Annotated in this window: 16 protein-coding genes; 11 read left to right on the top strand and 5 right to left on the bottom strand. The window is 52.5% G+C overall.

The window, feature by feature from the left end:
• Positions 1-293 precede the first annotated feature (293 nt).
• From ACQZ5G_RS20950 to ACQZ5G_RS20905, 10 genes are all read left to right on the top strand, one after another.
• Positions 294-1,091: an ABC transporter ATP-binding protein gene (locus tag ACQZ5G_RS20950; protein ID WP_448738785.1), complete on the top strand. Its 798-nt coding sequence runs from the start codon at positions 294-296 to the stop codon at positions 1,089-1,091.
• Complete coding sequence (locus tag ACQZ5G_RS20945) at positions 1,088-2,131, top strand: FecCD family ABC transporter permease (protein ID WP_448738784.1); 1,044 nt, start codon at positions 1,088-1,090, stop codon at positions 2,129-2,131. Before ACQZ5G_RS20950 ends, ACQZ5G_RS20945 begins: the two co-directional genes overlap by 4 nt.
• Positions 2,128-3,168, top strand: coding sequence for a FecCD family ABC transporter permease (locus tag ACQZ5G_RS20940; protein ID WP_448738783.1), 1,041 nt, complete (start codon positions 2,128-2,130; stop codon positions 3,166-3,168). Before ACQZ5G_RS20945 ends, ACQZ5G_RS20940 begins: the two co-directional genes overlap by 4 nt.
• A gap of 7 nt (positions 3,169-3,175) precedes the next feature.
• Positions 3,176-4,138, top strand: a complete 963-nt coding sequence (locus ACQZ5G_RS20935) for an ABC transporter substrate-binding protein (protein ID WP_448738782.1) — start codon at positions 3,176-3,178, stop codon at positions 4,136-4,138.
• Positions 4,139-4,235: 97 nt separating this feature from the next.
• Positions 4,236-5,132: a MurR/RpiR family transcriptional regulator gene (locus ACQZ5G_RS20930; protein ID WP_448738781.1), complete on the top strand. Its 897-nt coding sequence runs from the start codon at positions 4,236-4,238 to the stop codon at positions 5,130-5,132.
• A 165-nt stretch (positions 5,133-5,297) separates the two neighbouring features.
• Positions 5,298-6,368 (top strand): mannose-1-phosphate guanylyltransferase/mannose-6-phosphate isomerase, encoded by a 1,071-nt coding sequence (locus tag ACQZ5G_RS20925; protein WP_135397537.1) that lies wholly within the window; start codon positions 5,298-5,300, stop codon positions 6,366-6,368.
• Positions 6,369-6,559: 191 nt separating this feature from the next.
• Positions 6,560-11,428 carry an FkbM family methyltransferase gene (locus ACQZ5G_RS20920; RefSeq protein ID WP_448738780.1) on the top strand — a complete coding sequence of 1,623 codons (4,869 nt, stop codon included), beginning with the start codon at positions 6,560-6,562 and terminating at the stop codon, positions 11,426-11,428.
• Between the two features lie 11 nt (positions 11,429-11,439).
• The gene (locus ACQZ5G_RS20915; RefSeq protein ID WP_448738779.1) at positions 11,440-12,678 is read left to right on the top strand and encodes a class I SAM-dependent methyltransferase; all 1,239 of its coding nucleotides are present in this window, start codon (positions 11,440-11,442) and stop codon (positions 12,676-12,678) included.
• Between the two features lie 308 nt (positions 12,679-12,986).
• Positions 12,987-15,047: a sulfatase-like hydrolase/transferase gene (locus tag ACQZ5G_RS20910; protein ID WP_448738778.1), complete on the top strand. Its 2,061-nt coding sequence runs from the start codon at positions 12,987-12,989 to the stop codon at positions 15,045-15,047.
• 363 nt (positions 15,048-15,410) lie between these two features.
• Positions 15,411-16,805 (top strand): class I SAM-dependent methyltransferase, encoded by a 1,395-nt coding sequence (locus tag ACQZ5G_RS20905; protein ID WP_448738777.1) that lies wholly within the window; start codon positions 15,411-15,413, stop codon positions 16,803-16,805.
• A gap of 276 nt (positions 16,806-17,081) precedes the next feature.
• Here the strand turns inward: ACQZ5G_RS20905 and ACQZ5G_RS20900 are convergent, their stop codons facing one another.
• The 5 genes from ACQZ5G_RS20900 to ACQZ5G_RS20880 all read right to left on the bottom strand — a co-directional run bounded on the left by ACQZ5G_RS20900 (position 17,082) and on the right by ACQZ5G_RS20880 (position 23,250).
• Entirely contained in the window at positions 17,082-18,020 is a 939-nt protein-coding gene (locus ACQZ5G_RS20900; protein ID WP_448738776.1) for an FkbM family methyltransferase, read from the bottom strand.
• Positions 18,021-18,055: 35 nt separating this feature from the next.
• Complete coding sequence (locus ACQZ5G_RS20895; protein WP_448738775.1) at positions 18,056-19,366, bottom strand: glycosyltransferase family 4 protein; 1,311 nt, start codon at positions 19,364-19,366, stop codon at positions 18,056-18,058.
• Between the two features lie 463 nt (positions 19,367-19,829).
• Positions 19,830-20,825 carry a GDP-mannose 4,6-dehydratase gene (locus tag ACQZ5G_RS20890; RefSeq protein ID WP_448738889.1) on the bottom strand — a complete coding sequence of 332 codons (996 nt, stop codon included), beginning with the start codon at positions 20,823-20,825 and terminating at the stop codon, positions 19,830-19,832.
• Between the two features lie 2 nt (positions 20,826-20,827).
• Entirely contained in the window at positions 20,828-21,799 is a 972-nt protein-coding gene (gene gmd / locus ACQZ5G_RS20885) for a GDP-mannose 4,6-dehydratase (RefSeq protein ID WP_020811463.1), read from the bottom strand.
• A gap of 173 nt (positions 21,800-21,972) precedes the next feature.
• Complete coding sequence (locus ACQZ5G_RS20880; RefSeq protein ID WP_104679955.1) at positions 21,973-23,250, bottom strand: glycosyltransferase family 4 protein; 1,278 nt, start codon at positions 23,248-23,250, stop codon at positions 21,973-21,975.
• Between the two features lie 322 nt (positions 23,251-23,572).
• On the opposite strand from ACQZ5G_RS20880, the gene ACQZ5G_RS20875 reads away from it, so the two are divergent.
• A partial coding sequence (locus ACQZ5G_RS20875; protein ID WP_448738888.1) for a sugar phosphate nucleotidyltransferase occupies positions 23,573-23,684 on the top strand: 112 nt, incomplete at its 3' end.

Raw genomic sequence — 23,684 nt, 5'->3', positions numbered from 1 at the left:
TCTTGTCCCCGGCTGTCCCAAATCGTCATCGCGACGATGCACCGCTCTTTCAATTGATGAATGTAGTAGTCAACTTTATTTCCGCTTCAGCGCGGCAAAACGTCGGTACTGAAGGTCGCATTCGCACTTCTTGGCGTGTCATTTCAGCCCATGACAGCCGCTTTTTGTTCAAATCGACCGGCAAAAACCGCATTTTTGAACGCTATATACTTGACTACTACAGTCATCAATAATTCTGGTGGCAACGCATTCAGACGGTGACGAATTTGAACGACGGCATGAGACCCATAAGCATGGATAGAGGCCTTGCGGCGCAGGCAATCGAGCTTGCCTACGGCGACACGCCGGTGCTTGCGGACATGTCCATCGATGTCGCACCGAACCGCTTCACCGTTCTGCTTGGCCCGAACGGCTCCGGAAAATCCACGCTTCTCAGCGCGCTTGCCCGCCTGCACCGGCCCGCGCGGGGCCATATTCTTCTCAACGGTAGCGATATCTTCCGCCACCCGACCAAGGAGGTGGCGAAAAAGCTCGGGATGCTGGCGCAGCAGAACCATACGCCGGAAGGGCTTTCGGTTTTCGATCTCGTCTCCCGCGGCCGTTACCCGCATCAGGGATTTCTGAAGCAATGGAGCGAGGAAGACGCCCGCGCAGTGGAACAGGCGCTTTCCGTAACCGGCATGTCCGAACTGGCGGAAAGACCAGTCGACAGCCTTTCAGGCGGCCAGCGCCAGCGCGCCTGGATCGCCATGGCGCTGGCCCAGCAGACGGATATAATTCTTCTCGACGAACCGACGACCTTTCTCGATCTGCACCACCAGATAGAGGTGCTGGACATGCTGGCCGGCCTCGTCACCCGCCACAACCGTACGATCGTGGCGGTGCTCCACGACATCAATCTTGCCCTGCAATATGCCGATCACCTGATTTTCCTGAAGGACGGGCGGCTGCGGCACCGGCTGGAAACGGCAGCGGCGTGCGATGCCAGCATCATTGCCGATGTCTTCGACATGGCAGTTGCCCAACTCACACATCCGGTGACGGCGCGGCCGGTATTTCTTCCCCTGCCCGGACGGGCCGGCGCTGTATGATGCCCAACGGAACCAGCGGACGCACCCTTGCCCTTAGAGAGCGAGCCTATGGCCGCACATTTGCAGCAGCACTTCTCCTGCTGCTCATCATGCTGCTTCTGGTGCTGGCGCATATGGCCACCGGCCCGCGCCCCATCGCGCCGCACGTTCTGCACGACCTGATATCCGCTTATGACGCCCGCGATTTCGACCAGCAGGTTTTGATGCGCCTGCGCCTGCCGCGTCTGCTGGCTGCGATGCAGGCCGGGGCCTGCCTTGGAACAGCGGGGCTTCTGCTGCAAACCCTGCTTCGAAATCCGCTCGCCGAACCGCATATTCTGGGCTTGAATGCCGGGGCAAGCCTTGCCGTCGTTCTGGCTACAGTGATGCCGCTCGGGCTGATCGCAATGCCGCTGTTCCGCCCACTGCTTGCGGCAACGGGCGCGGGCATCAGCTTCTCGCTCGTGCTTCTCTTGGCTTCCGCCGGTCGGCAGGGGCTGACACCGGGAAAACTCGTTTTTTGCGGCATTGCGCTTTCCACGCTTGCCGGAACCATCACCTCCGCCATCCTCATTCTCAATGAGGAAACATTGCAGCAGATGCGTTTCTGGCTGGTGGGCGATACAGCGGGTGTTTCCATGGCAACCATCGCCGCCGCCCTGCCAGCAGCCGCAATCGCGCTTATCCTCGCTTTCGCCGTCGCCCCCCGGCTCGATCTTCTTGGGCTGGGCGAGAGCGCAGCCGCAGCGCTCGGCGTTCCGATCCGTTCGACCCGGCTTCTGGCGCTTGTCTCCATATCACTGCTCTGCGGCGCGGCCATCGCCGTCGTCGGTCCCATCGGCTTCGTCGGCCTGGTAGTGCCGCCGCTCGTCGCACGCCTGAAAACGGGGCGGCTTCTGCTTGCCATACCCATCGCAGCACTCGGCGGCGCAGTCCTCCTGATCGCCGCCGATCTTGCCGCCCGCCTCATTCTCCTGCCGAAAGAACTGCCCACCGGCGCGATGACCGGCCTTGTCGGCGCGCCGGTCTTTCTCTGGCTGGTGCGCAGGGTGCTGAAATGAGCCGTTACCGGGTTCTCCGACTGGGGCGCTTTTCCGTCCGTTTCATGCCGTCGCGGCTCATCATTCTGCTGGCGCTTTTCCTCTGCCTCATGCTTGTCGCCCTCTGGTCGCTCACCGCCGGCAGCCGGAATATTCCCGCCTCCGCCCTGTGGTCGCTTGTCACCGCAACCAACACCGATGCCGCCATGACCGACGCACTCGTGGTTCTCGACTTCCGGCTCTCGCGTCTGGCGCTTGCGATGGTGGCCGGGGCCATGCTCGGCATCGCCGGCGCCATCATGCAGGCTACGACCCGCAACGGCCTTGCCGATCCCGGCCTGCTCGGCGTGCGCGAAGGCGCATCCCTTGCCGTGCTGGGCTGCCTGTTCCTGCTGCCTTTCCTGCCGGTCATGTTGCGCCCCGTTGCGGGCATTGCCGGCGGCATGGCAAGTGCCGTAATCGTTCTGATGCTCTCCGGCACCACCTCGCGCCTGCGCTTCGTGCTGACCGGCATCGGCTTTTCATGGTTTTTATCAGCTTTGCTGCTTATCCTCATGGCATCGCTCGATATTCGCAATTTGCAGACAGCGATGATCTGGATGGCTGGCAACCTGCAGGGCGCAAGCTGGACTGCCGTTTCAATCCTCTCCGTCATCCTCGTCATCGCCCTTGGCCTTTTGCTCCTGACGGCGCGCGCCGCCGACGTGCAGGCGCTCGGCGATCATGCGGCGACGGCGCTTGGCGTCCATGGCCGTCTCCTTTCGGTGCTTCACGTCACGCTTGCCGTCACCCTCACCGCATCCTGCGTTTCCTTCACCGGCAGCATCGGTTTTGTCGGCCTGATCGGGCCGCATATCGCCCGGCTTCTGTTGCCCGGCAGCTCCTATCCCGGGCTTGTCATGGGCGCAGGCCTGACGGGCGCAACGCTGGTCGCCGCGTCCGATACCATCGCCCGAACCGCCTTTTCACCTCTGGAGCTGCCGACCGGCCTCGTTCTTTCCGCCGTCGGCGCACCCACGCTGCTCGCTCTTCTCTGGTTTCACCGGCATCGCCTATAGGTCCCCCATGCGCAAAACACTTCTCGCCCTTCTCCCGGCAACCGCTTTTCTCCTCGGCACAGCCACGGCTCAAGCCGAAGAGACCAGCCGAAGCTTTACCGACGATCTCGGCCGCAGCGTTTCCATTCCGGCAAAACCGAAACGCATCGTGACGCTGCACGATATCGACCTCACCATTCCGCTGCTCGAACTGGGCGTGACGCCGGTGGGCAGCCACGGCCGCATGGGAGCGGACGGCAAACCCTATCTGCGCTCCAGCGCCATTCTGACCGGTGTTGATTTCGACAATAGCGACATCGCCTATATCGGCTCCATCAATGCCGATCTGGAAGCTATTATCGCCCTCAAGCCCGATCTCATCCTGACCGAGCCTGACCGCCCCACCCCCGTTGAAAAACTGGCGCAGATTGCCCCCACCGTCGCCATCGACAATACCAAGGACGGCGCGCCACATATTTACAAGGTGCTGGCCGAACTGACCGGCACTCAGGAGCGGCTGGCCGTGCTGGACCGGCGCTACCGCGCGCAGATCGAAGCGCTGAAGGCATCGGTCGATACAGGCGCCATAACGGTTTCGGTGTTCCAGCCGCTCAACGGCAAGATCAGCGTCTACCATACCTATCGGGCGCTCGGGCGGGTGCTGTGGGATGCGGGGTTTCGTTTCCCCGCCATCATCGACGCCATTCCGGATGGCGACCGCATCGAGATCAGCGCCGAACGCCTGCCGGAACTCGATGCCGATATCATCTTCGATCCCTATCGCTCCGATACCGGCGCGTCGCCGCAGGCGGAAATCGACATGATGGAAGCCGTGATGCCGGGTTTCTGCAATTTTCTTGAGGCCTGCCGCAACGGCCGTTACATCCTCCTGCCGCGCGAAGAAGCGATTTCCAACTCCTATGCCGCGCTCAGCCTCATGGTCTCTGCCGTCCAGTCCCATTTAACGGTGCGGCCCGCGCACGAAAAGTGACGGCAATGACCACTACGGATAAAAGCGCTTGCCTCCCGGCTCGGCGCGCTGCTAATTCGTGAAGAAGAGTAGAAAACTCAGCTTCATGGAAGAATTCATGCCGGCTGGCGAAACGCATATATCAAGGCTTCGGCGCATCGACCGTTTCGGAGAGCAGCTGCGCAAGCGCCGCGACCGCCTGTCGCCGGGCCTGCTTGCCGTTGCCGAATATATTGACGGCCACCGCCATGCCGTTCTCGCCAAATCGGCGCTGGAAATCGGCTTCGAGACCAATACATCCGATGCGACCGTCATCCGCGCCATACAGGCGCTCGGCTTCCAGGGGCTGGTCGATCTCAAGGAAACGCTGGAGGCCTATCTGGGTGTGACGGATTCGCCCGTCGAAAAAATGGCGGCGACGACAAAATCCATATCCGGCAACTGCGATGCAGCGATAGATTTCGTGCTCGACAATCAGAAAAACACGCTGGAGATGCTTTCAAGCGCAGAAAACCGCGAAGCCATGGCGGCGGCCGTGCGGCTTCTCTCGCAAGCACGCGGCATCGGCGTGCTCGGCATCGGCGCCTCCGGCATCATCGCCACCTATGCGGCAAGGCTGTTCCAACGCTCGGGCGTGCATTCCTATGCGCTCAACGCCACCGGCATCGCGCTTGCCGAACAGTTGCTCGAGCTTGAAAACGGCCACGTCCTCATCATGCTCCTGCACGGCCGCGCCCACCGCGAAGCCCAAACCGCCATAGCCGAGGCCGGCCGCCTCGACATCCCGATCATCATGCTGCTCGGCCAGGAAGACAGCGTGCTCAAAAAACACGCCAACGCCAGCCTCTTCCTGCCCCGCGCCAAAAACGAAGGCGTGGCGCTCCACGCCCCCGCCTTCATCGCCATGGAAACCATGGCCCTTGCCCTCTCCGCCGCCTGCCCCGAGCGAAGCCTTGAGACGCTCGAGCGGCTGGTGGAACTGAGGACGTCGATCAGGCCGCATAAGCGGACCTAATCCTCCTTCGATCGGCGACATCGGGAAACCAACGTTTGAGGTTCAGGCAGTTGCGTCAAAAGCGCAAACGCGCATATCTATCTACCGAACTCGGATAAAAGTGGAGATAGTCCAAATGACAATAAAGCGCTGCAATGTCCTACCACTAATAAATCGAGAGCATATATGAAGGATAAGGTTGTTCCTATTCTTCTCGCCGGTGGCGTTGGATCTCGCCTTTGGCCGGTGTCCAGAGATAATCTACCTAAGCAATTCCAGCCCCTCGCGGGATCAGTTTCAACTTACCAAGAAACGTTGAAACTAGTGGCCGATGCGAACATTTATCGCTCGCCCGTTATCGTTACCAACGAGCGCCTGGGAACGCTGGCAAAAACTCAAGCGGAAGCAGTTGAGCAACAGGTCAGTATTGTGCTCGAGCCTGTGCAAAGGGACAGCGCCGCAGCGGTCGCAGTCGCAGCACTCGTAGTCGAGGAGCGCGCACCTGGTTCAATCGTTCTTGTGCTGGCAACAGATCACATCATCTGGGACCAAGAAAGATTCTCCGATTGTGTCGTGTCCGGCATTGACGCGGCAAGATCAGGAAAAATCGTGGTCTTCGGACTTGAGCCGGCTGAACCGCGGACAAACTACGCCTACATCAAACCCGGACAATCCCTTGAGGGATTTGCAGACGTTGCGAGCGTCGAAGCCTTTGTTGAAAAACCCAACGCCGAACTCGCCCTAGACTACATGCGGAAGGGCTTTTTGTGGAATTCCGGCAACTACTTGTTCAGGTCAGACATAATTATATCCGAATTTGGCAAATATGCTCCGGACATTCTAACGTCCGCCAGAAATTCATTGCAAAAATCAAAATATGATGGTGAATTCATTCAAATTGACAAAGTACAATTCGAGTCATCCCCCAAAAAATCACTGGATGTTGCTTTAATAGAGCATTCAAATGCCGTCGCTGTGGTTACCGGCAGATTTCGTTGGTCGGATATAGGATCCTGGGACACAATTTGGACAGCGCTACCCAAAGATGAAAACGGAAATGTAGTGATGGGAACCGCGACAGTCTATGACTCGGCAGGATGCCTGATACATTCACAAGGAGTACACACCTCTATAATAGGTCTCGAGAACATAATCACGATTTCAACGCCAGACGAGGTATTGGTGGTAGCCAAGGATAGAGCTCAGGACGTCAAACAGCTTGTGGACAAATTGAAGGAAAAATCACCGATTAAATAGCAGATGCATCCAAACGCATCAAAGCGTGTTATGGCGGTTTTTTCTATATGGGGAATATCGCTCCGTGTGCGCGAGTTTTCAAAGGAAAAAGAACAGGCGCAAATTTTCTGCCCGTAGGGACCGAGCTCTTCTGTTTCCCCTACGCGTGTCAGTGCGGAGTAGAATGGCGTGACGTCTAGAAGGAGTGGTTAGTGCTGATATCTTATGCGCAGAACGGTGAAGATATTCTACTGTGGAGAGCATTGAATCAAATTGCCGTAGGCTTCTATGTCGACGTCGGAGCGAACGATCCGGAAGAGGACTCCGTTACCAAGCTTTTTTATGACAAGGGTTGGCGAGGAATCAATATCGAGCCCTCCTCCGAGGTTTTTGGCCGTTTGAATGCAGCTCGACCACGCGATATCAACCTACAATGTCTTGTCGGCGCGGAAGATAGTGAGCAGACGTTTTATGAAACGACGACAAGGGGATGGGGAACTTCTGCAAGTGACGTGGGAGAAGAATATGTCGGTCGGGGTTTGGCGAAGCGGGTTACGCTGCAACAAAGATCACTAAATTCTATACTTTCGGATTACTGGGATCGCGAAATTCATTTTTTGAAAATAGACGTTGAAGGGGCCGAGGGCGAGGTTTTGCAGGGCCTTGACTTGCAACGTTTCAAGCCCTGGATACTCGTTGTCGAAGCCCTGGACCCAATCTTTCATCTTCCGAGAACAGAGGGATGGGAAGAAAACGTTCTTTCTCACGGGTATAAGAAAGTCTTCTTCGACGGGCTCAACAATTATTATCTGCACGAAACTCATTCCGACCTGGAGCAGTCTCTATCGACGCCAGCGAATGTTCTGGACAACTACCAGATAAGCTCTCTGTCCAAATGGATTTCCAAATCCCAATCGCAAGACGAAGAAATCAGAAGCCTGGCTTCACGTCTGGACGCAGGGATCATCGAAAATTCTCAATTGACCGCGGAAAATTCTCGGCTAACCGAAAAGGCCGATCAACTAAATGCGTTGATTGCCCGCCACAGAACTGATTTCTCCGGCGATGTGCCGGAAAAAACCGTCCGTCTTAAAATAGCGATCCCCGACACTGAGGGAGAGGACGACACAAAGCTCTACGTCACCGTTCATAGAGAAAATGGCATCGTTGGTGTCGAGCCGATCAAATTCAAGCTTCGCGATATCTGGCCGCGATCCGTTAAACGTGCTGTCCATGCGACATGGGATCCCTTCCGAGATTCCATTCGCCAAGGGAAAATCATTCCCAGCCGCAAAATCTGGCCAGCACCTTTCAAAAGCGCTTTTCACGCAACTTGGGACCCAGCGAGAGATTTTATTCGTTACGGACGATACAATCGCGTTCTAGTCTCAAGCCGTAAAATCTGGCCACGACCGGTCAAACATGCATTTCATGCAACATGGGATCCAATAAGAGATTTCGTGCGTGATGGGCAATTGGACGAAATACTCGTTACCAGCCGTAAAATTTGGCCTCGACCAATCAAGCGCGCCTTCCATACTGCCTGGGATCCGATAAAAAAACATCTGAAAAAATCGGCTGTAGAAAAGACGATGGCGGTAGCACCTATGCGCCGCTCGAGGACTTTCAAATCGATAACCCAACGAAATGAAGCCGTCATTTTTCTATTTGTAGGCCAAACGGTAAACTGCAACATCAATACTGGCGTTCAGCGTGTTGTGCGTGGCCTGGCATCCGGCCTTATCCGGGCAGGAAAAACCGTTCGGTTCATCAAATGGGATGAGGCGACCGCCCAATGCGTCCTCATCAATCGGAAAGAACGAGAAACCCTCGCGCTTTGGGAAGGCCCACCGATCACACCCTCTGAAGAAACATTCTATGAAAGAGACAGCCAGACGATCGTCCTCTTGAATGAAACAGAGTTTCAGCAAGGATGGTTGATCATACCTGAAGTGTTGCATTTGCACACTGATGAGGACTTGGCGCTTAACATCACGTTCTGGGCGCATCGTAACAACCTTAAGGTCGGTTCAATCTTCTACGATGCGATACCGTTGAAAAGTCCGGAATGGGCACACATTGCGCCGGCGCATCAACGATATATGTCTCACTTGCGCCTGTCCGACGCCGTTTGGCCTATCTCAAACTGGTCAGGAACCGATCTTCTTGCGTTCTGGAAAACCTATGACAAGGCAGACGCCGGCACGCTTCCAGTGTGTGAACCATTGGCTTTGCCGGGGTCGTCTTCGAGCCATGTCCGGGTATCGGACCGATCACCCTCGGATGAACGGTTGATCGCATGCATCGGTACGATTGAACCCAGAAAAAACCAGCTTGCCCTGGTTGAAGCTTTTCGCACCTACAAACAACAGAACCCGGAAAGTCCCTGGAGACTTGTCCTCGTCGGTAATCTTCATCCTCTATGCGCCCCGCAAATCAACGCGGCTGTGAAGGACGGGATTATTGAGCACCATGGGCATGTCTCGGAACATGCTCTTTCGGAACTGTACTCCAAATGTGCATTCACAGTGTTCCCCTCGAAAGAGGAAGGTTTTGGCCTGCCTATTCTGGAAAGTCTCTGGTATGGTAAGCCCTGTATATGCGCGAATTTCGGTGCAATGGCTGAAGTAGCGCAGGGAGGAGGTTGTGTAACCATCGACGTTACCAGCCCGAAGAAGATAGGCGGTGCCCTTAAGAAGCTTATTGAAAATCAAGAGCTTCGGCAAAAACTCATAGATGAGGCCGTCAGCCGGGAAATTTCCAACTGGGACCAATACGCAGCGGGCATTCTGAACAACATAGCACGCTTTGCTGTTCCGTGGGCCCAAAGAGGCAAGGTGTTTTTCTGGGTCGACTCGACAGTCTCATTCCCCAAAAACACCGGAATACAACGCGTTACACGACAGCTTGCGCGTGCTCTTTGTGAAAATGGGGCCGATGTCGTGCCGGTAAAATGGGATGTCACAGCCAGAAAGTTCATACCTGCAAATGCTGACGACCTGACGCATCTGGCTGAGTGGAACGGCCCCAAAGTCAGTGACTGGGGGGAATGGGAAGAACCGCAGGGAGTGGAATACGGCTGGTTCATCATGCCCGAATTGCCGCTAAACTTCTCGCCCGACGATCAGATGGCTATTCTAAAAACCGCGCAAAACGGCGGATTGAAAGCAGCCGCAGTTTTTTATGACGCCATCCCGTGGAAAATGACGGAGATCTATCCGGAGCACTATGCCCAGGCCCACGCCGCATACATGAGGGTACTGGCGGCATATGACGCCGTTCTCCCGATTTCAAATCATAGCGCGCAGGATTTTCTATCGTTTCTGGGGGCAGACATGGAACGCCCATCCGGGATAGATTTCCGGGTGCGCCCAATATTGCTGCCAAATGAGTTCCCGGAAACGCCCCGTGTGAAACAGGTTGTGCCTCCGCAAACCTCCGCGGACGCAAGCCTGACCATTTTGAGTGTCGGAACCATAGAACCGCGGAAAAACCATCTCAAACTTGTTGAAGCCTTTAAACTGGCTCGAACGCATGCCCCCTGCCCCCTCCGACTCGTTATAGTTGGGCGTGAGGATACGAGCACGTATGGTGACAAGTTCAGAGAAGCGATCGATGGTCAAACGGATATTGTCTGGGATCAGGATGCCAACGATCAAAAGTTGCACCAGCTTCTGACCGAGTGTGACTTTACAGTGTATCCTTCGATTGAAGAAGGCTATGGCCTTCCCATTGTTGAAAGCCTTTGGCTCGGAAAGCCCTGCATATGTGCCAATTCCGGTGCAATGGCTGAGGTGGCCAATGCAGGATGCTTGACAGTGGATGTCAGCGACGAGCAGAAAATTGCCGACGCAATCGTCGAAATGTGTGACCCTGAGACGAGGGACAGGCTTGCAGCCGAAGCAATCACTTCACCTGTCACGAGCTGGAGAGATTATGCATTCAATGTAGCAAAACAACTCGCTGACATATGCGTACCTCCGTCCCTGGCGGAAGCCTCTGATGCACGCGAAATTTCGAAGCGGACCAGCGCTATGCTTTTGAAGCCGCGCCCCAAGCTTTCTATTTGCATAAGCACATATAACAGGGCGGAATGGCTGGCGGTCAACCTCAAGAACTGGGCACTGCTCTACCCCGAGCCTCTGAAGGGTGTTGAATTCTTTGTCTGCGACAACACCTCAACCGATCACACACCCGAAGTGGTGCAGCCCTATTTGTCTCGGCCCGACTTTACCTATCGCCGCAACCCCGAGAATGTGGGCATGCTCGGTAATCTTCGCGTTACGGCAAACCACGCCAATGGTGAATACATCTGGATTCTCGGCGACGACGATCTGATATATCCCGATGCCGTGGAGCGAGTTCTCGCTGCAATTGATAAAGAGCCAGATATCGGGCTCGTCTATCTGAATTATGCCTATACGCATCTCGAAGACGCGCGAAAAATTACAGATTTTGAAGAGTTTTTCCAAAACTCGACGCCAATTGTGCCACCAGAGGATGACAGGATCGGACTGATCAAGGATATTTGTACGCGTAATGAAAATTTCTTTACCGCCATTTACACCTTGGTTTTCCGACGGGATCACGCAATCAATGCGTACTCGCAAAACACCGATGGCAGACCATTCTCGTCCATGTTGACAGCTATTCCGACCACTTTTTATGTCCTCAATCACATGATGGATACAAGAGGTGTGTGGTTGGGAAAACCGGCACTCGTCGTCAATCTCAACGTTTCGTGGATGAAATATGCGCCCCTATGGATTCTTGAGCGCATCCCGGAAGTTTACGAAGTAGCGGAATGGAGAGGCGCAGATAGCGGCGAGATGGATCGCTGGCGAGTCCATACTCTTCCAGGAGCAAAACACTTTTTTACAGAAATCCTCACGAATGACCCACTTGACAACGGGGCATATTTCGATCCACAGCGCTTTGTTAGGCGTTTCAAGCACTTACAAGAATTCAAACAGATGCGTGCAGAATTGGTTGAAACCTATACAACCGCATCTTCCAACAATGTACCGTGTGCATCCAAGCCCGTTTCCACGGTATTTGCACACAATATCAGAAATGCATGAAGGAGCTTAGAATGACAGCGTATAGCGAAATCGATAAATGCCGAGTGGGGGGACAAAAGGATTTAGTATCCGTATTAAACCTCGGCGAACAAGCTCTGACAGGCGTTTTTCCGGCAACGAAAGAAGAAGAAGTAACAAAAGGTCCGTTGGAGCTGGTATGGAGCCCTTCCAGTGGTTTGCTTCAATTAAAGCATTCCTACGACTCCTCGGAGATGTATGGTGACAACTATGGTTATCGTTCGGGCCTGAACCAATCGATGGTAGACCATCTGGGTGCGAAGGTCGCCTATCTTGAGCGTCTCGCATCGCCGGCCCCCGGTGAGGTAATCCTCGATATCGGCAGCAATGACTGCACAACGTTGAAAGCCTATTCAACGCCTGGTCTAAAGCGTTTCGGCATTGATCCAACCGCCGGCAAGTTTGCGTCTTTCTATCCGGAGGAAATTCGCTTTGTTCCGGAGTTTTTTAGCGCTCAGGCTTATAAGACACTGACGGATCGTCCGGCTAAGATTATCACTTCCATCGCAATGTTTTACGATCTGGAAGATCCGATAAAGTTCGCTCGGGAGATCGAACAGGTTCTGGCAGACGATGGGATATGGCATTTCGAACAAAGCTATATGCCATCGATGCTGCGCTTGAATTCTTACGACACCATCTGCCACGAGCACATTGAGTATTACTCTCTCCAGGTTGTTGAAAAGATTCTTTCGGCTGCCGGCCTTCGCGTCATTGACGTTGTCATGAACAGCGTGAACGGTGGCAGTTTCGCAGTGACGGCTGGCAAGATTTCCAACAAGACGCTGAAACGAAATGATGCGGTTATCAACTGGCTTCTTGAACAAGAAGACAAGATGGGGCTATCCACACCGCGTCCTTATCGCGATTTTGAGGAGCGAGTTTTCCGCCATCGCGATGATTTGAGTCGCCTTATTCGTAGCCTGGTCGCCGATGGGAAAACGGTCTTGGGATACGGCGCTTCTACGAAAGGAAATGTAGTCCTTCAGTTCTGCGGCCTCACTTCCAAGGAAATTCCGGCCATTGCGGAAGTAAATAAAGAGAAGTTCGGTAAATTTACTCCGGGCACACATATACCGATCATCTCCGAAGCAGAGGCAAGAGCGATGAAGCCAGACTACTTCCTCGTTCTACCCTGGCATTTCAAGGACAGCATTCTTCGTCGCGAGAAGCAGTATCTAACCGACGGAGGAAAATTTATTTTCCCCTTCCCCGAAGTTGAAATCATATAAAATAAACTATTCGGGTTACGATCAAAATCTTCCCTCCTCGTATAGGAGGGAAGATTTAGCGAGGGCGCACTGAAATTGCCCTATGCTTTCCCGGCGGCAGTCTTTTTGAAAAACCCGCTTAAAAAAGCAATTGCGAAAGCTCAATAATCGCATTCTCAGGCTCCGATCGAACGATCGTCATATTGTGGAGTTCCCCCCACTAAGCCACATCGCATCCGCTTGTGCATATCTATGCGGCATTCCGTCCGCCGGGTTGCATTGTCTCCCCAGCATGGCTAACGCGTTTAAGCGAGTTGGAGACTAATGCATTGAAAGAATATCGATATCTAAATTTATCGGCAGCGTCACTTTTTGTCGTCGTTCTTTTCGTCGGCTTGCCAACTCTGATTTATGGCCCGAATGAACGCGAGTTCAGTTATCCATTCGCAAACATCCTTATAGAGTTCGCGTTGCCGGCGTTTATTTCGCTGGTTGTAGTAGGGCTTCCCTTCTTCATACTTCCCCACCGGTCAGCCAAAATTTGGTCGTGTATCCTGGCTGTCTGCGCCACGTACGCCTGGGCGCACGGAACTTTTCAGACAGTAAATTTTGGAGACCTGGATGCGGCTGGGTGGACCGTCGATATCCTGCCATCCCGAGTGATAGCTGATGCAGTGGCATCAATGATCATTGCGCTATTTGTTTATTATATATGTTGGAAACGCCCTAGAGTGATGACGATGATATTTTCCGTCTTCATCCTCCAGATGGGATGGCAAGCGGTTTCGATTTCTCATTCGTATGTGAGCATCCACGGTAAAGATGTGGAGAGTCTCGGATCCTTTCATCGCGAGAAAAACGTGCTCGTGGTGCTTCTTGATTCACTTCAATCGGACGTCTTTGAATCCATTCTAGAAAAAGACCGTGCACTGCAGGAAAAATTTGAAGGGTTCACTTTTTATCCGAATACCGTTGGGGCCGCACCCACGACATATCTTTCAATGCCGACCATCCATTCAGGCCTGACATTTGATCCGGCAAGCAGGCTTTCCGATTTTTTCCAGCGTGCAGTTGGAGAGCAATCGTTCCTTTCTAAACTAATCGACAATGGGTATGACGGTATCCTGGTCAATCCAATCACGACCGTTTGTCCCCGAGATGTAAGATGTGAGACTGCAAAGGCTCTGCTCGGTGGTGATCCAACGGCTCTCCGGATGGAAGCAGCTCGTGTGTTCGATCTGGCAATCTTCCGTATCGCACCTCTAGCTTTTAAGCGCACGACATATAACGACGGTGCCTGGCTCACGCAAAAGTGGCTCTTCGGAGAAACTTCTGTTCAGCGCGCTGTCGAAGGAAATGATCTTCTGCGGGAAATGGTTTCCAGCGTCGCGGTATCATCACCAAAGCCAACTGTTAAATTCCTCCATCTTTTTAGCACACATCCGCCTTACGTCATCAACGATGCATGCATGTATTTGGGCAAGGAACAGCCAATCAATAGGGACGTTGCCGAGGGCCAGGCCCACTGCGCTCTGCGCAATTTAGGCTCTCTCCTTGATCGGATGAAATCTGAAGAGGTATACGACAACACTGTACTCGTGGTCATGTCTGATCATGGAAGTGTTTACTCGATCCCGAGCCGTCGCCCATCAGAAGGTTCAATCGCACTATTGGTCGGCGCGGCCAACCCAACGCTGGCGATCAAACCTCTGCAGGCTCGAGGTGAAATGCGGAATGACGTCAAGGACGCACATATCGGTGATTTGGCCCGGTCAATATGTGACGTGACCGGTGACTGTACGACCAGCAACGGCGTTGCGCTCGGGCATGATGTCGCTCCGCGAACTCGTATCTACAACGAATATCAGTGGGAACATCGCTTCTGGTACTTGGAATCGATACCTGGCCTCAGGAGGTATATGGTTTCCGGTAACATGTTTTCACACACATCTTGGTCTGATTCACGCGCTCTCCAGCGCGGAAACACGATAGGCAATGTCGGTGATGCCAATTGTCCCTGTGTCGCGACGGGATGGGGTGAGCCGGAAGAATGGGGAGTCTGGTCGATTTCTCAACGACCATATGTCACAATTCGTATTGCAGATGATGGACAGCCCTCATCTCTGAAAATTTCGATGACAGGATTTGTCTCATCAAAAATCCTGCCGGAGCAGATCGTATCGATTTACAAGAACGGTGAATACTTAACTCAGGTACGTTTTACACCCGAGGCGAATGTTCGCGATCTGTCGGTGCCAGTTGAGGCAGGAGAGTCCGTTGTAGGCTTGGAGTTTCGTCCATCAAACGTCAGGTCGCCCCTTGAGTTGGGGATGTCGGTGGATGACCGAAAACTCGGTGTTGGCATCCGCTCCATTTCGCTGACCGACTAGGGGAAAATTCCCCAATTTACTTGCGGCTGTGGATTGACCTCTGGGCAATAACCCTTCGTTGCGATTGTGTGACAGTTTGGTGACAGACACCTTTAACCCTGGGCGGTAAACTCCGGCATGATCAACACCGAGAGGGTTATTCCGTGAAAATCGTAACGTTTCCATGCGTCATCTGTCTTTTCTTGATGTCGCTTACCAGCAACGCCCATGCCTATTTGGACCCGGGTACCGGTAGCATTGTATTGCAGGCAATACTCGGGGGCGCAGCTGTCGCACTCGCGACAGGATCGATATATCTTCAACGGGTGAAATCGTTTTTTACCGGAAAGAAGCCTGACCAGACAGAAGACGACAGATAATCAAATGGTCGATGTTTTCATTGGTGAGGGCTCGCAAGTGCCTGGTTCGTTTCGGGATCCGGCAGGACACGTTTTCGAGCTCAACGGACGTTTATACCGTACAGTAACTGAATTCGGCGCCAGCGGCTACGAGGCCGCGCGCGATGCGCAGATATTTCAAGACTTGTCAGAAAAGGGATGGCTGGTCCCTATTCTCAAGGAGTGCCCAGGTGGTGGCACCGACAGATATACGCTGGAGATCGAGCGTCTGCAGTGGATCACATATCCCTATGAATGGTCGTTCGAGTTGCTGAAGGCAGCGGCGGTGTTTCATATCGATCTGCATCTCTATCTTCTGCAACGTGACTTCACATTGACGGACGCGACAGCATACAATGTGCAATTTCGAGGTGTTACTCCCGTCTTTATTGACCATCTCTCTATCCGCCCCTACCGCGATGGAGAATTTTGGAGTGCACATCGCCAGTTCTGCGAGCAATTCCTCAATCCCTTGCTTCTCCGTGCTTATGTCGGCCGTCCCCATAACGCATGGTACCGGGGCTCGATGGAGGGTGTGTCAGTAGCGGATATGGCAGCGATACTTCCGACGCGCAGGAAGCTTTCTTGGAACACGCTAACTAACGTTGTACTGCAAAATCGCTTTCAGTCAGGAACATCTGGTGATGCGACGAAGATTTCCATCGCCGGGAAAAAGTTGCCAAAGCAGGCCTTTGTTGGGATGCTTCGACAACTACGAAAGTGGATTTCATCGCTTGTTCCCGGGGATAAGCGGAAGACCGTATGGGCGGATTACTCCCTCACCAATACGTACAACGATGCTGAACGCGAAGCGAAGCATCAATTTGTCTCGGCATATGTCGCGGATTCGCAGCCACGTTCGGTTATCGATCTAGGCTGCAACACCGGAGAATATTCTGAACGGGCGTTAACAGCGGGCGCCCGAAGCGTGATTGGGTTTGATTTCGATGTGCAAGCGATTGATCAGGCCTATCATACGGCACTGAAGAAGAAACTCAGTTTCACGCCACTATTTCTCGACGCCCGCAACCCGTCACCCAATCAGGGCTGGATGAATCAAGAACGGAGCAGCTTTAGTCAGCGCTTCCGTGCAGATGGAGTTTTGGCTCTGGCATTTGAACACCATCTTGCGATCGCGCATAATGTCCCTTTGGCATCCTTTATCGAATGGCTGCTGTCCATTGCGCCCACAGGTGTAGTCGAATTTGTTCCAAAATCAGATCCAACAGTTCAGAAGATGCTGGCGCTGAGAGAGGACATCTTTCCAGACTACGATGCGGATAACTTTGATAGCTTGCTTAGACAGCAGGCGCGGATAATCCGAAAACAAGTGGTGTCCCATTCAGGACGGACTCTGTTCCAGTTCAGCCAATCGCCGTGAACTATGCCAAATGAAAAGCGCACGCAACCACCTCTCTTGAAAGTGTGGTCTTGTTTGAATTGCGCCGATCATTCATTTGAACGAACCGATTATGCAGCAGAAAATTCCACTTCTGCCGCTGATCTGATCCATTCAAACTGAACAGGCGTTGGCTGGAGTTTTTTTGCGCGCGAGGGAAACCTCGAAAAACTCTAGCCAACCCGACCAACTCCAAAAAAGCAGATCACACACAGGCAGCACCAAGCCAAAAGTGTACTACCCAAACCAGAGCTACAATTACAAAAACCTGTCAGCTAGGAGACGTTCAGCCAAACCATTTTTCCCGTACACGTATGTCGCTATCGTAGCCTGCGCAATCCTGTCACGACCATTTGCGCCAGCGCGGAAGAAAACGGCATCCCCCCAACCAAGACGCTCTTTAAAATTCTGCCCCACGTAAGCGTATCGGCACTCCGCAGTGAAGTCGACAAACGTAAAGCCATGTTCCCTTAGAAATAGCTCAACATCGGAAAAGAGAGGTTGATCCTTGTAAATCGGAGCAAACTCCACCTCGCAATGAATAACATTCGTACGCTCTAAAATTTCCGTGCCGCCCTTCAGGGCTCGCAACTCCATCCCCTGGATATCCAATTTCAGAAAATCGACGACGGGCACATCGCGCAAAACATTGTCCAGTGTCGAGGTCGAAACAGGTTGAGCGTCAACCGTTTCAAGCGTCTCTAAATGCTCTAGGTGGGCATTAAGGTCACTGTTGAGGGGTAATAATGACGAAGTCGCATCATCATTATTAATATAGAATGTCTGTGAGCTTCCATCTCCGATAAAATCGGGAAAAAGCTGCAACTCGGGATCATCCGCCATCATTTCAGCGCGTCTATGCTCCAGAGGCTCAAAACCAATACACCTATGCGATATTCCTGATTTTCGAAGAGGAGTATAGATATGTTCCTCACTCGCCAGCTTTTGGGCACCCACATCGACAATCACGAGTTCACGATCCAGGGTGGGAAGCTCTATAGGCATCGGCCGTGTTTGCTGTGCTTGGCGACGCTGATACTCCGCACTTCCAACCAGCGCCGTGACGACCTCAGACAATCCGTCCTGCTGGGCGACGGCAGTAAAATGCTGAAGGCCGGCAATATCCGGTGCACGACCAAGCAAACCGTGATACAACGCCGCCACATAAGAACTCACATCCACAGAAACCTCCAACATCAAATCAATCTGCCAAATAAAAAGAACGAACTTCTTTAGTTTACGGCTTTACCAGCAAGCCCCAAAATATTAAGCAAGTCGCTACATACCTCCTCCCAATTGCGCATCTTCGCAGTGGAAATACTCTTTTCCAACTCCTGGAGGCGCTGAGGATCCCTGATAAGGCGACGACAAGCAGCAGCAATACTCTCAATCGAAGCCGCATCACAATATTCGACATACTCGCCACCAACCTCCGGCAGAGAGCTATTATTGGCAACGACTGCCGTTTTCCCATAGGAAAGCGCCTCTCCGACGGGCAATCCCCAACCCTCGTAAAGACTTGCCATAATCGAGAATTTGCAGTTCCTGTATAGGAACGCCAACTCAGCGTCGCTGGGCGCTTCGACTACCTGAATCCAACCATCGAGATTACCCGAACCTTTCAGGAAATTTTCGAACGCCTCAATGTGCCAGCCCTTTCTACCGGCGAACACAAGCCGTGGAAGGTCGTAGTTCCCTTCTTGGAGCAAGCGCTGCCAACTCTGAGCGATGCGCCATACATTTTTCCGTGCCTCAATTGTTCCGGCACATAGAACATAGGGAACAGTCGCCACATTACGCACATCGTCAGAAATTTCGGCCACTTCATACAGCCACGGATACGCATCCTTGTTAACCCGTGTGGACATAGGCCCTAGGGCTGTGGGAGAGATTTTTTTGTCTATTCCCTGCTGTACCAAGGACAAGACTTCGACCTCACGTTCGAAACCGTACTTAGCCAAAAAATCCTGTAGATCCTTTTTCGTAGCATTACTGATACAGAGGTATTTCGAGGTGTACTCGACGCTGTTTGCAAGCCATTTATGAAAGATGAGAGGCATCATCCCATGGGTCGTCTGCGGCAGCAAAATGGGAATCAGATCATAGACAAGCGTATAGCATATTACGCCTTTTTCCTTGGCGGCGGAAAATGTTCTTTCATGTAAAGGCAGCCACGAACTATCGAGATTGACCAAGGCATCTCCAGGACGACACATGGCCAGAAAACTCTTTCTTACCGTGTCCCTCCGAGCCTTTCCATCCTTGGGAAAGCGCATTTCCAGCCAACGCTCAGGCGTTATGTTGTATCTGAGAAACGAGCTCTTCGAGCCAAGGAAAGCCAGGATATCCAGTCTCGTTCGATGGAAGTAATATTTCGCAGCGCTCGACTTATATTTTGAAATTACATCAATATCTGCCGCACTCTTTGATTTTCCAATATTCAAAGCACCTCGAAGCGCCCGTGGGTCATCGAAATTAGCGACGTCAAAATCGTCGAAAGATACGCAAACGTATTTTTTTCCCACGCCTTCGTGGAAGCACAAATAAAACTCCGCGTCCGACGCCCTGTTTCCAAGCTCCGTTATTATATTTACGAGAACTCGTTGAATTCCGGAGTATCGATCTATTTTCGAAACATACGACACAAGGCTGGATATATCGAAAAATACGCGCATTCTTTCACTGCCACTAGACATAATGTCCCCAAAATCATCTTGGAATCGAAGTAAAATTCCCCTACAGCAAAATCACTTCTTTGTCGCTTGGTGCTTTCCATGGAGGAAATTTAAGGTCCCCTCTTTCAGGCAAGTAAAGAGCATAAGACCAACTCGCCTGAAAGCTTTACAGCCTTCAGAGTATAAATGGCAACGCGCAAACCTCAAAATTCAATGAGACTTGCGGTGACTGCAGGGCGACACCGGTTCTTTTTTCGATTAACGCAGCCAATCCAAGATCCATGTATTTGGAGCGCATATCAATCCAATCGATCTCGTGACTGGCCTGAGCTTAGTCACTCGCTCGCCAATAATCCAAAACCGAACGTAGCGTTGTTTCCCAGGGAATTTGCGGCGACCATTGGAGAAGATGACCAGCTTTGGCCGAACTCCCTGCCACATAGCTCACTTCACTCGCTCGCATTCGAGCAGGATCTTCCAAGACTTGAATCTTGACCTGGGACATTGCCAGCAGACTGTCTAGAATATCTCCAATTCGGCGCGCGGTTCCGGAGGATAGATTTAAGATCACGCCGTCCTTAAATCTCTCTGGAGGCAGAAGGGCCGCCGCCACATAAGCTGAGACTATATCTCTGACATCCGTAAAATCACGCTGCGCTTCAAGATTCCCAACCTTGATGATCGGCAGTTGCAAACCTTTTTCAATCCGCGCAATTTGCGCCGCGAAACCCGAGACTACGAAGTTTTCCGCCTGCCCCGGCCCGGTATGGTTAAATGGTCGAAATCGAACAGCATTCAGTCCACTTTTCGACATCTGGCCAATGAAGAGATCTGCCGCCGCTTTTGACGTTGCATAGACATTTGTCGGAGCAAGTAACGTTTCCTCGTCCAAAGGCTTTGTCGCACCGATAAAGCTGCTCCCATAAACCTCGGACGACCCGATATTTATGAACAGGGCTTCAGGACAAAATTTGCGAACACTACATGCCAGCGCAATCGTTCCGTTAAGATTGACGGCAAATGTCTGTTTCGGAGAAGCAGAGGCTTCCAATACATGAGAGACCGCAGCCAAATGTATAACCACGGTCGGTCGCCAGGTCTCTATAACGTGTGCGACAGCCTCTTCGTCTTCAATGTCCAACGCAATTGAGACCTCAGTTCCTTGTGACTGAGCGGCAACGTCATTTCCACCTCCCTTGAAGGTGGAAATTATCTGAGCGGCCGACGGGAGGACTTTTTGTAATTCCTCCCGCAGCCAACGTCCAACAAATCCATTCGCGCCCGTTATCAAGATACGGGGATTAGAGACAGAATTTTGCTGCGCCATATTCACTTCGAAAGCCGACTGATATCCGCATCAACCATTTCACAAATCATTTCTTCAAGCGTGATTGTGGCTTCCCAACCAAGCTTCTCTTTTGCTTTCTTGGGATTACCAAGAAGTACGTCAACCTCAGCCGGGCGGAACAGCTCCGGATCGATTACGAGATAATCATCAACATTCAGCCCAACGTGCCCGAAAGCGATCTTGCACATATCTCGAACGGTAACCGTGCGCCCTGTTGCAACAACATAATCATCCGGGATTTCCTGCTGCAACATCAGCCACATTGCACGGACATAGTCCTTGGAGTGACCCCAGTCACGCTTCGCATCAATGTTGCCGAGGCGTAGCTCGTCGCGAAGCCCCAACTTAATTCTGGCCACGCCGTCTGTAACCTTCCGGGTTACGAATTCGATCCCACGCAGCGGCGATTCATGATTGAACAGAATACCACTGGAGGCGTGCAAACCGAAACTCTCACGATAGTTTACCGTCATCCAGTGCGCGTAAAGCTTCGCAACAGCATAAGGGGAACGCGGATAAAACGGCGTCGTCTCGTTCTGCATCGCCTCCTGAATGAGGCCATACATCTCAGAAGAGGAAGCCTGATAAAAGCGCGCACCCGGCGCCTCAAGTCTCGTCGCCTCCAACATGTTTGCACAACCGATGCCGGTCACCTGCCCTGTCAGCAGCGGCTGGTTCCAGGAAGACTTCACAAATGATTGCGCACCCAGATTGTATATTTCGTCGGGCTGCACTTCACGCATAATCCGAATTATGCTGGAGAGATCTGTAAGATTTCCATCAATAAAACGAACATGCCTGTCGATATTCAGCCACTTCAGCCTAGTATCATTGACATCTGCGGTACTGGAGCGGCGCACCAAGCCGTATACTTCATAACCCTTCTCCAGCAAAAACTGCGAAAGATAGGCTCCATCTTGGCCAGTTAATCCGGTTACCAACGCCTTTTTCATATTCCACCTGTAATCTAATCAACCCAGATCTTCTGGTCATCCTGCGTTACATGCCAGCACGAATTCCAAAAAATGCGCAGACAGCAACCTCTTCTATGATATTTGTCGGTATTTACCGAGTCCTTTTCTCTGAACGCACAGATATCCGTTGCCAACGCGATATCCGAAACGCTTCAAGTCGCTAAAAGCGTATTTTTCACTCCTGAAAGTATTTCAGATGCGACATTGTGCCATGTCCGCATAGAGGGTTTCCGTTCAGCGATCTCAAGACGCAAAGCTTCGTACTCTGCGTGATTCCCCAACAACTCACCCAAAACATCCGCCAACTCATCTGGCTTTTCCGGGTCGAAATAGCGCGCCAGATCGCCCCCCGCCTCTCTCAGCGCCGGAACGTCCGCGGCCAGTGCAGGTGTTCCGCACCATAATGCCTCGCTTATGGGCAAGCCCCATCCTTCCATCCGACTGGGGAGAACAAGCGCAAATGCACGCTTATACAATTCCGCCAGTTCGGCCTGGTTCGGGTTGAGTACGAAATGAAATTTTGTGGACAGGGGCAGAAATCGCTTATTCTTTAGAAATTTCTCCACACGTTTGCGTCTCGCACCAGCCAATACGAGATTGGGGACATCCATTCCCCGCTCGTGAAGGGACATCATGGCCTCAACTACGCATTCCAGATTTTTCCTGCCATTATAGATTCCCACGCATAAGATGTAACGTCCGGACGGCCCGCGCTTCTCTATAGGCTCCGAGGTCGGGCGCAACTCGTTGCAAAGCGGCACGGCAATGACCTTTGATACAGGCGGCAACACGCCTTTCTCCGAAAAATGCAAAACCTCTCGAGCTGTGAATTCCGAATTCGTGAGAATGAGTGACGATGCTTTAATCGCCACCTGATTGTCGTGCAGAAAATTCTTCGGGAAAGAGAATTGATTCCTGTGCGTGAAGTCATGCAACGGGATCATGTCGTGCAGAAGTGGGACAAAGATCACGTTTGTTCCACGCGCTTCAAGGGCGGCCAGATAGTCGGACATAATCTTCGGCCTGCCCAAGGAGATCAGCACATGACCGGAGAGATCGACTTCCTTAGCCGAACCATCCGGGACCGTAGCCCATCGCCGTCGGTTTCTGAAATCGACGACCTTTCGAATTGCCCAATAAACGGAAGATTTGACGGGATTATTGTTGAAGAGGCTTTGGCGCAGCCGAAGGGGAGTAGCCGAAGGAGGAAGATTGTGGTCCAGCACGCCGGTCGGCGACGCGTCTCCAACCCTCGGGAAAACTTCAAAAAAACGACCATGATACGGAGAATATATGACGTATCGGACTCTGGAATCCAATTTTGTCAGTTCGTAAGCGACCTCCATCACAGTTCTGGAGATACCATAATATTTAAATTTTACGCCTGAATTTAAAAAAAGCTCGGAAAGATCGAAAAAAACTTCAGTCATCTTGCAGACATATCCTCATGCCCCACCAAGTGGCAGTTGACGCCGATGCAGCGTTACTAAATCACCCACATCGGGGACACGCCCCGCTTTAAACCCTTAACTTCTGGCGCGGGGCGGAGAGATGTGCGCGGCTTATACAGGTGGTTCTGAACCCTTGTCAAATGCGCTCATCACCCGTGAAAACTTCGGCAGTCATCGGTTCATCAAGCAAAAATTGGGTTGTTTCTATTCGCTGTGGAAAGCTCTATCCGGCATTTGAAGCGTCACCTCACGTTCGATATCACGAAAGTTAAGGGGCGATAGAAAGTTGAGAGGTTTCATTTTGAACACATACGCTCGAAAGATCACGCCGGTTCTTCTTGCCGGCGGTGCCGGTTCGCGGCTTTGGCCGGTATCGCGCGATCAGTTGCCCAAGCAGTTTCAGCCGCTGGTCG

It is taken from the genome of Agrobacterium sp. 22-214-1 (assembly GCF_053522465.1).
The sequence above is the reverse complement of the archived record's forward strand: the minus strand, read 5'-3'. Positions and strand labels throughout refer to the sequence as shown.